At 62.9% G+C, this 11,690-nt stretch carries 10 protein-coding genes and 1 pseudogene; 3 read left to right on the top strand and 8 right to left on the bottom strand.

The annotated features are described in order from the left end of the window. Positions 1-47 precede the first annotated feature (47 nt). The gene (locus tag BMX78_RS22065) at positions 48-638 is read left to right on the top strand and encodes a TRAP transporter small permease subunit (protein ID WP_091424624.1); all 591 of its coding nucleotides are present in this window, start codon (positions 48-50) and stop codon (positions 636-638) included. Further along, positions 631-2,127 (top strand): TRAP transporter large permease, encoded by a 1,497-nt coding sequence (locus BMX78_RS22070; protein WP_211482614.1) that lies wholly within the window; start codon positions 631-633, stop codon positions 2,125-2,127. The genes BMX78_RS22065 and BMX78_RS22070 overlap by 8 nt, the downstream gene beginning before the upstream one ends. A gap of 82 nt (positions 2,128-2,209) precedes the next feature. On the opposite strand, the pseudogene BMX78_RS22075 reads toward BMX78_RS22070, so the two are convergent. Then, positions 2,210-2,471: pseudogene (locus BMX78_RS22075) on the bottom strand (transposase); the annotation flags it as partial. Positions 2,472-2,975: 504 nt separating this feature from the next. On the opposite strand from BMX78_RS22075, the gene BMX78_RS22080 reads away from it, so the two are divergent. Continuing rightward, positions 2,976-3,689 (top strand): hypothetical protein, encoded by a 714-nt coding sequence (locus BMX78_RS22080; RefSeq protein WP_139205075.1) that lies wholly within the window; start codon positions 2,976-2,978, stop codon positions 3,687-3,689. 614 nt (positions 3,690-4,303) lie between these two features. Here the strand turns inward: BMX78_RS22080 and BMX78_RS22085 are convergent. From BMX78_RS22085 to BMX78_RS22115, 7 genes are all read right to left on the bottom strand, one after another. After that, positions 4,304-5,215 carry an SMP-30/gluconolactonase/LRE family protein gene (locus BMX78_RS22085; RefSeq protein ID WP_170850918.1) on the bottom strand — a complete coding sequence of 304 codons (912 nt, stop codon included), beginning with the start codon at positions 5,213-5,215 and terminating at the stop codon, positions 4,304-4,306. Positions 5,216-5,442: 227 nt separating this feature from the next. Next, on the bottom strand, positions 5,443-5,892 hold the full coding sequence (locus tag BMX78_RS22090) for an SRPBCC family protein (protein ID WP_091424638.1): 450 nt from the start codon (positions 5,890-5,892) through the stop codon (positions 5,443-5,445). A gap of 95 nt (positions 5,893-5,987) precedes the next feature. Continuing rightward, positions 5,988-6,917 (bottom strand): LLM class F420-dependent oxidoreductase, encoded by a 930-nt coding sequence (locus BMX78_RS22095; RefSeq protein ID WP_091424641.1) that lies wholly within the window; start codon positions 6,915-6,917, stop codon positions 5,988-5,990. A gap of 65 nt (positions 6,918-6,982) precedes the next feature. Continuing rightward, complete coding sequence (locus BMX78_RS22100; protein WP_091424644.1) at positions 6,983-7,756, bottom strand: NADPH-dependent F420 reductase; 774 nt, start codon at positions 7,754-7,756, stop codon at positions 6,983-6,985. A 48-nt stretch (positions 7,757-7,804) separates the two neighbouring features. After that, positions 7,805-9,415: an aldehyde dehydrogenase family protein gene (locus BMX78_RS22105; RefSeq protein WP_091424647.1), complete on the bottom strand. Its 1,611-nt coding sequence runs from the start codon at positions 9,413-9,415 to the stop codon at positions 7,805-7,807. Between the two features lie 329 nt (positions 9,416-9,744). Next, on the bottom strand, positions 9,745-10,641 hold the full coding sequence (locus tag BMX78_RS22110) for an ABC transporter substrate-binding protein (protein ID WP_170850919.1): 897 nt from the start codon (positions 10,639-10,641) through the stop codon (positions 9,745-9,747). Between the two features lie 293 nt (positions 10,642-10,934). Then, positions 10,935-11,690, bottom strand: a 756-nt coding sequence (locus BMX78_RS22115; RefSeq protein WP_091424653.1) for an ABC transporter permease, incomplete at its 5' end; no start/stop codon positions are given.

An 11,690-nucleotide genomic window follows, 5' to 3' on the forward strand; every position in this document is an offset into this window, starting at 1 on the left:
CCACCGAGTAGTCGCCAAGTCACACCGAAACAGCCGGGAAGAGAACGATGAGCCACGAGGACGCAGCCAGCGCAGCCATGCTCACAGCACGGGCACATGATCCTTCCTGGGTCCGCGCGATCGACCGGATCATCACGCTGTTCGTCTGGATCGTAGGCCTGCTGGTCATCTTGATGGTGTTCAACATCCTCGTCGATGTCACCGCACGCAGCCTGTTCGGTGTCACGATCAATGGGACCACCGAGCTCGCCAGCTATGCATGGATGCCCGGTGTTGCATGCCTCGCCATGGGATACGCACAACTCCACAACGAACACATCCGCGTGACCCTGCTGGTCGAGCACGTGAGTCCACAGGCACAGCGCCTGCTGGCCGTGTTCGCCGAGATGGTGGCTCTGGTGCTCGGAGCGTGGATCCTCCAGCTGTGCTGGATCAGCTTCAACGACTCCCGCCTGCTGGGAGAGGCAGCCAATGCTCTGACCTGGCTGCCGCTGTGGCCGGGACGGCTGTGCCTCGTCCTGGCCTACGGCGGCATCGTCCTCTGCGCGATCGTCCGTCTCTACCGCCTCCTGTGGGCGCCAAGCCAACCTGACCACGAGCACACACTCTCCCCCAACGAAGGGCTGACCGTTGACTAAACCCACCTCCGCCACCAGGGCAGTCGTTGTCGACGATGTCATTGACCTCCCTGCGGCTCGCCCGCCCCGCAGAGTTCCCTCGATCGCCGTGTGGCTGCTGTTGGCCGGGATCGCGGCGTTGTGCTCGGTCATGCTGTTCACCGACCTGGACCGCATCACCGTCGGTATCACCACCCTGGTCCTGATGATCCTGCTGCTCGCGGCCGGCGTACCCATCGGGTTTGCCATGATCAGCTCGTCGATCGTCGGCCTCCTCAGTCTTTCCGGTGGACGCGTCGCCACGGCCTCAACGAGCGCCATCGTCTATGACACGGTCGCGTCGTGGACGCTGAACGTCGTCCCGCTCTTCGTGCTGATGGGCGTGGCCATGTGGAAGGGCGGCGTGACAGCTCGCGCCTATGCGGCCGCGCGACAGTGGATGAGCTGGATGCCAGGAGGCCTGGCGGTGGCTACAAACTTCTCCGGCGCCGCTCTCGCCACCGCCAGCGGAAGTACTCTCGGCATCACCTTCGCGCTCACCCGCATGTCGCTGCCTGAGATGCTCTCCAGAGGGTACAAGCCGTCGTTGGCCACCGGGGCGGTCACCATGGCGGGCACGCTGGGCCAGATCATCCCGCCCAGCATCCTTATGATCATCTACGCCGGAGTCGTCTCCGTTCCGGTGGGCCCCCAGCTGCTCGCCGGCGTCGTGCCCGGCATCCTGCTCGCCGTCGGGTTCACCGTGACCATCGTCCTGTGGGCGACGTTCCAGCCGTCTGCGGCGCCGCGTTCCGGCGACGACATCACGTGGAGGTCGCGGGCCGCGAGTCTCCCCGGAGTGATCCCGCTCGGGCTCGTGGTGGTCACGGTCATCGGTGGCATGGCTTTCGGTCTCGTCACAGCAACCGAGTCTGCGGCGCTGGGTGCGCTGATCGCCCTCGTCGTCAGCTGGGCCATGCTGGGTCGTGGCAATCGTGGACCCAGGTCGACGCTCGTGTACATCCGTGACACCGTGCTTGGGACCGTGACCTCGATCGCCGGACTGTTCATCATCCTGATCGGCGCGGCGATGATCACCCGGGTGCTGACGCTTAGCGGACTGGCTCCGGCGATCACGAAGGAACTCCTCGACCTCAACCTCTCACGCGTCGAGCTCCTGCTGGTGCTGATCGTGGCCTACATTATCCTCGGTATGTTCCTCGAGTCCCTCCCCATGATCCTGCTGACCGTGCCCATCCTCCAGGCACCTCTCGAGGCCATGGGCGTCGACATGATCTGGTTCGGTGTCTTCCTCGTCATCATGTGTGAGATTGGCATGGTCTTCCCCCCGATCGGCATGCTCGTCTTCGTCGTGCACCGTCTGGCACAAGATCCCGACATCTCACAAGGTGTCCGCGTCACCCTGAATGATGTCTACAAGGGTGTCATGCCCTTCGTCGCCGTGACGGTGCTTATCACCGTCGGCCTCATCGTGTGGCCAGACATCGTCATGTGGTTGCCGAACCAATGAGTGGTGGTCCTGCCGGTGCGACTCTCGAATCGTCTCCGCCCAGTTGGGGGTGGGTGAATCGACGGGGACGGTCCTACAGATGTCAAGGGATGCCGACGTCGGCTTTGCGACCGTGGAAGACTTCGCGGGCGATGAACCTCTTGAGGCCGCGGAGAATGTCCTTCTTGGTGGAGAGTCCCTCGGCCAGACGGCGTTGCATGTAGTCGATTGTTCGTGCGTCGTAGCGGAGCCGGCAGACGGCAGACGGCAATCATGTGGAGTGCGCGGTTTGCCTGCCGGTCTCCGCCACGGTGGAGACTCATCCGGTGGGTTTTGCCGGATGAGATAGGGACCGGGGCGACTCCGAATGTCGAGCGCTGCGATCTTGGTGTCGAGCGCGTGAATGCGCTTTGCAAGAGAAGGCAGGGTGAGCTTCGCCGCTTGTGCCGAATCGAGCAATCGCGAGGTGTCTGCGCGGAGCTTCGCGCACTGGGTGGCTTGGCTTCGTTCGCTCTTCGCGGTGAACTGTTCGCGGATAGTGGCGGGATGAGTAGCACCGGGTTTGATGGAGACATGGATTGCCCGGAAGGATGGTTCCTATGCCAGCACAACGGAAAACGCAAACGAGCTGCGTGAGCGCCCAATGCGGATGGCCATTGATGTACGGAAAGATCCTGTGACCAGGACCGGCGCGTAGCTTCAGCGTGAGGTCCGCGAGCTGCGGAGGGCGACACCCACCTCGAGGTCGCCGTCGCCGAATGTGCCGATTGGTACAACTACAAAGGCTCTACGGCGAGTCTCCATCAAAACCCGGGGCTTGACATCTTCGGAGGTTCCGGCTGTTTACCAGCATACTTTTATGGGGCTCGATGTTCACGCGGCCAGCGTGGTCGGTCATCGAGGTCCGGGTCCCTACGCGGGAGCAGGAGGACCTTCGGGACTTGTCCCCGCTGCGGGCCACGGCAGCGAAGAACCCCGCTCACGCCCGCCATCACGTCAACGCGATCCTGCTCCGGCACGGGATACGCTACCCGGAGGAAACAAAATGGGCGTGGCTGCACCGTCAGCACTTTGACTTCCCGGTGCTGCAGTTCACCTTTGAGACCGATGTGGAACAGGCCGAACTGCTGGCAGAACAAATCAAGCGCATTGACCAACGCGTCGCCCAGGTTGCCAAGACCTTTGAATACACGCCTGTGATCGAAGCGTTGATGTTGCCTGCGTGGCATCCAGGTCACCACCGGGTTCGGACTCGGCGTGGAGATCGGGACCCGACCCGGTTCAGCGGAGCCAGCATCGGCTCCTACTCGGCCTGGTACCCAGCGAACAGTCCTCCGGCCTATCCCTGCACCAGGGACCGATCACCAAGGCAACTGGACCTCGTCGCCCCGGCCGCCCGGATCCAGACGCTGGAAGGCAACCAGCGGCTCCACCGCAAATGGGAAGCCTTTGATGCCCGCAAGAAACGCTCCGTCACGGCTAACACCGCGATCGCGCGGGAACGGGCCGGCTGGTGCTGGTGCCTGGCCGCGCCCTTACAGCACAGCGAACACGGGCAGCGGCAACGAATGAACGCGGTCTGACAGAAATGTACACTCCAGGCCAGTGGCGGCCGCGACGTGGCCGCACGATGGTTGCTAACTCGAGACCTAGCTTTGAGCAAACGGTCAAACCGTTCAGGCTCGTTCCTAGACACCGATACGCCCCGGCCGAATAATCGTCATGCGGTGCCAACCCGCGCATATTAGCCTGACACTGCAGTCGAAAAACAAGACTCGCCAGCAAATTCCGCCACTGGGACGGCACCCCTGATGAGCGGCCCCCCAATGCAGTTGGGAGCCGCTCATCTATGCCTCTTGACAAGCCTTTCCCACATATCAGCCAGGCTGCCCGGAACTGTTCACTTTTCGAGCATCGAGCATCGAGCGTCGCCGAGACGCGGCCAGGTGAGCGCGAGGACGGTCGCCGCCGACACGCCGAGTGCACGAACCGCTCGGCGCCGCAGGTTGCATCTGTTCATGCTTTCTACTTCTCTTTTGGTCACGGACCCCGGACATGACGAGCACTGCGGCCCAGATTTTCGTCGGCAGTGAACTGAGACATGGTCTGAAACCCAGCCGCTATGTGAGTTCGATTTCAACCCCTGCGGAAACGAATTCACACAGTCGAGACCGATCCAGGGAGCCTGCGAAGCTCGTCAACCCGGAACGCCTGCGACCTCAACCTCGATCGCCTCAATGCGCCCAACGGCGTCGAAACCGTTGGCGAGTCTCTCTGGGCGAGTGTCCGAGATCAGCATGTAAAGGGTACGCATGTTCGCTCCCCCTAGGGCCACGTCGACGGCGAATGTGCCACCGTCCGGATACGCGGGGTCCGGCTCGATCCGGATGACGTCGGTGACCTCGCCGCCCTCACGGACCCGGCGGAACTCACCCATCCACGGGAATGCCGCCCATACAGCACCCTGACTGTCGATGGCGATGCCGTCCACGGTCTCAGTGGACGGTGCAGCGAACTCCGCGAACACCCGCTGGCGCCCGAGCGTACCATCGGGCGCCACATCGAACGCCGTGAGCCTCGCACGCGGCTCGCGGAACGACTCCGCGACAACGAGAGTCCGTCCGTCGCCCGAGATCGTGATGCCATTGGGGAAGACAAGGTCCTCCCCGCCCGTCTCGATCCTACCGTCGGGGTGACGGACGATAAGGCCCACGCCAATCGGCTGGCTCCCGAATTTATAGCCTTGAGGACCGATGTAGGCACGGCCTTCTCGATCCACCGCCATGTCGTTGGGGTGGTAAGCCACAGACGAGAGGTCGGCCAGTTCTTCCTGCCCGTTCGATCCGAGCTGCAGAAGACGTCCGTCGACGAGAGAGACGACCATCGGTGACCCATTCGGAGCGAACCCCAGGCCCGACGGCACTCCAGGAACGTCGGCCACGTCCTCGACTCGACCGTCCGGCATGAGGCGACAGACCTTACGCCTTCTCATGTCCGAAAACCACAGTGCGCCGTCGTGCCAGCGGGCCGCCTCGAGATAGCCGAGGTCACCCGCCGCGACGACCCGACGCGATTCCGAGTTCAGCACCCTGGGCGATGAACCGATCATACACTTCCTCCTTGATCTAAAGCCTCGCCGCGGGAACATCCCGAGGCAGATTGGAACCATACCGACGGGCCCTGAGCGTCTGGCGGAAGGGCTCACAAGCTCCAGGAGTGACCATCACGCACATGCGCGTGCTGACGCCAGTCCCTTGGGCGGCTCACCGGGATGCTGTGCCGAAGGAGATTCCACCACGTCGTGGCGTCGGCGGAGCACCTCGCGCGATCCGCGGCTCACGCGTTCGGCGCCTCCGGGACATTGGGCCGTGGCGCTTCCTCTCCGGTCTCCAGGACTCTGCGTAGGTCGTCCCAGAGTCCGTCGATGAACTTTCGACGGACGTCACTAAGCCAGGCGTCCGGAGCCACGTCGGTGATCCATTCGAATCGGCAGTAACCGTCGCCCGTGTCGAAGACCCGCATGAACGCGTGGTGGTGAGTGGCTTGCCACTCAGCAGTCTCGAGCAGCGTGTAGGACGCGTACATCAGGTCGGGATCGACGGTGATGTTCAGCTCCGGCTGTTCACGACCTGACCCGCTGGACACGACGGTGCGCAAGGGACCGTCGATCCGGTTCTCCTCGATGAAGCCGAACACACGGATCTCGGCCCGCATGAAGCGTTCCACGATGTTCCATGCCGCCTGCGGGGAGACGCGCAGATCTGCTGACTTGTAGATGATGGCCACGGATGAACCCTCTCGATTGACTACTAAGGCCGACTTCTCAAAACACTTCCATTGATGCGGAGAAAGCGCGTGGTGACAGAGCGAGCCGAACATACCTAGGACTGCGGCGACACAGCGCCCTTGACCTCTTCGGCGACCTTGCCCAGCTCGCGCACGAACTTGCGGGTCTCGCTCTCGCTCGCCGCCGCCGACACCATGTAGACCACGCGGTCGAGGCCCATCTCGACGTATCGATCGAGGTAGTCCAGGCGGCCTAGGTTTAGTGTGATCTCCATGGTCTTGCCGACGGCTGCCGCGCGCTCGCGCAGCTCGGTGACGCGGTCGCCGAGGCCGTCGAACGTGTCATCCGAGTGACCGGGAATCCAACCGTCCGCGTGAGTGAGCGCCCGGTCAAGAACGGTCGGACCCATGCCGCCCATCAAGATCGGCGGATGAGGCTGCTGAAAGGGCTTCGGCCACTGATATATCGGATCGAAGTCGACTTGCTTCCCGTGATACTCAGCCTGCTCGTTGACCCAGATCTGCTTCATCGCCTCAAGACGCTCGAGCATGAGGCCTGTCCGCCTCTTGGGATTGACGCCATGATTTTCAAGTTCCGCCAAGTTCCACGGAGCGCCTGCGCCGACTCCGAAAAGGAACCGTCCTTCCGTCAGACGATCGATAGTTGCGATCTCCTTCGCCAGGATGATGGGGTCTCGTTGCACGACCAGACAAATGCCCGTCCCCAGCTTGAGGGTCGACGTCACCGCTCCCATCATCGCCAAGGTCGTCACCGGATCGTAGTTGCGGTAGTACTCGCGAGGCGGTCCACCGGGGACTGGCGACGTGTCGAACTTTCGTTGTTGAGCGCCGCTGGCCGTGCCGCCGTAGGCGACCTTGTCCTCCTCTCGAACGCGCGACTGCGCAGGTACATGCGAGTGGTCGGGCAACCAGATCGACTCGATACCGTTGTCCTCGACGAGTCGCGCGAAGTCCAGTGGAGGATACGTCTCGTCGGTGTTGTAGAACTTGATGCCGGTCTTCATACAGTCGTCTCCTCAGTCATGCCATTGTCGGGTGTCCAGAGCCGGACTATCCAGCGTGTGATGCGCTATTTCATGAACGGGTAGACACCGATGTAGATCGCGCGGTTGAGCTGGACGAGCCAGTCGCCCATATTCGGAACCGGACGTGTGAAATTGTCGGTTCGTTCGGTCACGACGGCGACCTGCAGATCGCGACGGTTGGGAATACGGTCCCGATCGGCCAACGCGAGAGCTACCTCGATCTCCTCGTACGACAGGTTCGTACTGTAGGCAGGCGATCCTGGCTGATGCCGCCAGGAGTCGGTGATCGAACCTGAGTAGAAGGGGTCGAAGCCCGTATCATTTACGAGCCCCATGGCAACCTCACGGTCGCGGTCGCGATCGGCAGCCACCGCGATCGCAATGCGCGCTGGGCTACCGTTCTCCGTACCCTTGGCAGCCAGCGAACCCGACCCGATAGCGTTCCACGTCTTGGCGACCGGGCGTCCAAGCATCTCGGATACCCATACGCTCTCGACCTGTCCGTCATCGATGGCGGCGATGCGGCCGTCACGCGCCGGGTAGTAGTTCGATGTGTCGATCAGCACCGCGTCGTCGGAGATACGACGCAACAACGGGGCAACCCCCACCATGCGATTGAGAGGAATCGAGCTGACCAGCACCTCGACATCCTCCACCGCCTCATCAGCCACGACAGCTCGCGCCCCAGAGACGAGGATCTGCGGGTCAATGGTCTCCGGTCCCCGCGAATTGGCGACCTTGACATCGTGCCCCGCCGCGCTCAACTTCCGCGCAACGGTCGAACCGATCGTACCCGCACCCAGAACACCGATTTTCATTCTTTATCTACCTTGAACTTCCTTGTAGGGCGGCCTCGAATGAGGCCATTACAGTGCTTGTGTGCCAGTGCCAGCGCCAGCGCCAGTGCCAGCGCCAGCGCCAGTGCCAGTGCCAGTGCCGGGGCCATCGCCGCGCCGCACTCCGCTCGCCATACTGACCGGCAGCGTCTTGCCTGGATCGAGAGAGATCGTGCGACTGTGCAGGTATTCATCCACCGCAGTCGGTCCATGCTCACGTCCGAGGCCCGACTTGCCGTAGCCGCCGAAGGGCGACCCCAGATCCGCGGCGACGCTGTTGACCGAGAACGTCCCCGCCCGAATGCGTCGTGCCACCTCGAAGCCGTGCGCATCGTCAGCCGTGAAGACCGAGCCACTTAGCCCGTAGGGGCTGTCGTTGGCGATACGAATCGCATCCTCCTCGCCGTCATGCGGGATCAGCACGGCGACTGGACCGAAGGTCTCCTCGCGGGAGATCTTCATGTCGTTGGTCGCATCGGTGATGAGCGTGGGCTCGTAGTACCACCCCACCGACAAGTCGGCGGGCCGCTTGCCACCGGTCGCGACGGTCGCCCCTTCGCGCTTCGCCTCCTCGACGATCGAGGCGACCCGATCCCGGTGCTTCTGCGTGACGAGGGGGCCGACCACCGTGTCGGACTCCATCGGGTCACCTACCTTCAATGACGAGAATGCCTTCGTGAGGGCATCTGCATACGCGTCGTACTGCGCGGCCGGCACGATGAACCTTGAGCGTGCGACGCACGACTGCCCGGAGTTGGCCCCGACGCTGGCGCCGACGAGCAAAGGGATGACGTCCTCCATGCGCGCGTCCTCCAGGACGATCGCCGCGGACTTGCCGCCGAGCTCTAGGACGACCGGCCGGACCAAGGCGGCTGTGGCAGCCGCTACCTTGGCGCCGACTTGGTCCGACCCGGTGAAGCTAACCATGTCCACGCCGGGATGCTCGACCAGATAGGCGGACTCCTCGGGACCGGCCGCCACAATGTTGACCACCCCCGGGGGCAGCCCCGCTTCTTCGAAGATGTCGGCATAGACGAAGGTGGCGAGTGGATTGGGCTCAGTCACCTTGAGTACCACGGTGCACCCTGCCAGCAACGCCGGACCCAGCTTCTGCCCGACCGCTGCGAAGGCAAAATTGTAGGCGGGGAACGACGCGACCACGCCAATAGGCTCACGGATGACGAGGCTGTTTCCGCCCATGGGGGTCTTGCCGCCGTCAGGTCCGGTCGCCGTGAAGGGTGTGAGATCGCTGACCCGCACCTCCTCCAGCTCCAAGGTTTGCCCCAGCTCCGCGAAGTAGTTGAAGCTCATCACCGGCATCGCCGTCATGTAGAACTCCGACAAGAGCACCGAGCAACCGAGTTCTTCAGTGATCAGCGGGACCAGTTCGGGCCGTCGCTTCTCGATGCCGGCAGCGATACGGCGAAGGTACTCAGCTCGCTCGACAGGGCTCAGACGAGGCCACGGGCCCTCGTCGAACGCGCGCCGCGCAGCGGCGACGGCATCGTCGATGTCGTCCCTGGACGCCGCAGGGACGCGTCCCACCACTTGCTCGGAGCGCGGCGAGATCACGTCGAAGGTCTTGTCGGACTTGGCGGCGCGCCAGGCGCCGTCGATGTAGAAGGAATCGTGCTCGATCATGGGAATCAGTGCCCTTCTTGACAGGGTTTTCAGCGTTTACAGGGCGGGGGGCGCCGCCGGCGATGAACGGGGTGTGGGTGGTGTTGTCAGTTGGTGTCGGCGTGAAGCCGGCTCGCACCACCGCTGAGGATCCCGGAGAGCGTCTGCGCCGGGCTGTCCGGCGAAGGGGGCCGCGTGCAGTTGAATCCCGCGGTACTCACTCAACTTCCGGGTGTTGGGCTGGCCAATCGTATGCGTGGGAACGCGGGCGTTCCCACGCATACGATTGGCCGATCGTTCAGATGACCGACAGCATTGGACGTCCCGCCATTCTGGACTGGCGGCGCAGTCTACTGCTCGAGAACGCGTTTGAGATACGACAGATCCGTGACCTTGTCCACGGTCAGGGGTTCCTTGTACGACAGGATGCCACCCTTCTCAAGCCAGAGGTTCTGGAGGTCAACCACCATCGACTTGGGATCGAAGGCGAGGTCTGGATCGAACGGAACTGGGGGGAACTTCGCGATCGTCTCTTCCGGCAACTTCAAGTACTGCGACAAAACCTTCATCACTTCGGGTTTGTCGTGGTAGTTGCCTTGCAGGTAGGTACGGTGCGTCCGCACCAAGGCGCGCAGCACGGCTGCGGCAGCCTCGGGGTTGCTGCGCAACTTCTGGCCAAAGACCCAGGGAGTCTGCATATCCTTGGTGAACGGAACGATCTTCTTTGCACCCAGCGCCGCAGCCTGCGGCCCCAAGCTGCCGTAGACCATAGCTACGTCGAGCGCACCCGACTGCAGTGCTACCAGGGAGTCCGGGCCGAACGTAGTCCCGAGCTTGACGTCGTCGAAGCCCAGATTGCACTTCGCCAGGTAGTTACTCATGGGCAGTGCCGCATGGGCGCCGATGGTTGCCCCGGGTGCGACGGTCACATTCAGGCCCTTCATGTCGCACGGCCCGAAATCGGGCTTCGACTTCGCCAGTGCGGGGCTCAGGTAATAACCGGTGCCTTCATCTGGGCCGAAGGCTCCCGACACGATCCTCAAATCGCCCCCGCCATCGATTGCGTTGAACAGACCCGCCGGTGTTGCGAGTGTGACGTCCGCCGCCCCAGTCAGCACCGATTGCAGCAGCTGCGTAGGATTAGTGTCCTGGATCTGCAGGTCGATGTTCTCCTTCTGGAACTCACCCTTCTCCTTCCCTACCCAGAACGCCATGTACTGCTCGGAGGGCGTGACCGCCACGGTCACCTTCGTGGACTCCTTCAGAGGGTGCGGATCGGTTCCTGCCGGGATGTTGGCGACGTCCCCGCCGCCGGCCGATGAGCCAGCGGAGTTTGTTCCGCAGGCGGCCATCGTCAGGGCCAAGGCGACCGCTGCCGTGGCCGTGACCGTCCGGAGAAGGACGTTGTGTCGTATGTTCATTGGTCTGCTTGCTTTCTGTAGTGGAACGAACGGGCGCATCGACGCGACGCCGAGTTAGAGATATGTGGCGTGAAGCAGGTCTCCCGAGCCGCTGCGTGATTCTGTCCCGGAGTTTCTGCCTAGAAGGGCAACTGCGCCCCGCCATCGCGAGCCCACGGGATGGCCATTCGGCCGATCCAACGGACGAGGGCCGTGAGTATCACACCCATCACCGCCACCATCACGATGCCGACGTACATGCGCGGCGCTTGGAAGAGTTGCCATGAGTTCCAGATCATCCATCCGAGCCCGCTGGACGACTGGACGAACTCGATGCCGACCACGACCAGCACAGCGACACCGATGGACAGCCGGAGCGAGACGAAGATGTCGGGCAGAGCTGCCGGCAGCAGGACATGCCGAAACTTCTGAAAGGGGGTCGCGTTGAAGCTTCGCGCGACCTCGCGGTAGTTCTCGGGGACCGATACGAACGCGGCCATGGTCGACAACCACACGAAGAAGAACACAGTGACGGTGATCAGCGCGATGAAGGACAGTTCGCCGATCCCGAAGATGAGCAGGAACAGCGGGAGAAGCGCCAGCTTGGGCACCATGTACAAGGCAGTGAGGATGGGATCCAGCGCTGCCCGAACCAGCGAGGACATGCCCATGATGAGGCCAACGAACGCTCCGCTGACGACTCCGAAGAAGAAGCCGATCAGGATCCGTCGCAAGGTGTCCCACGCGTTAATCTGCAACGTGCCGTCGCTAACCATATCGACCGCGGCGGCCGCGACCTTCGTCGGCGGTGGGAAGAATCTCTGGTCGATCAACCCGGCTGACGCAACGATCTGCCAGAGCACGATGAAGAGGATGGGGACGCCGACCCCAAGACC

This window comes from Arthrobacter sp. OV608 (assembly GCA_900110595.1).
GTDB lineage: Bacteria > Actinomycetota > Actinomycetes > Actinomycetales > Micrococcaceae > Arthrobacter.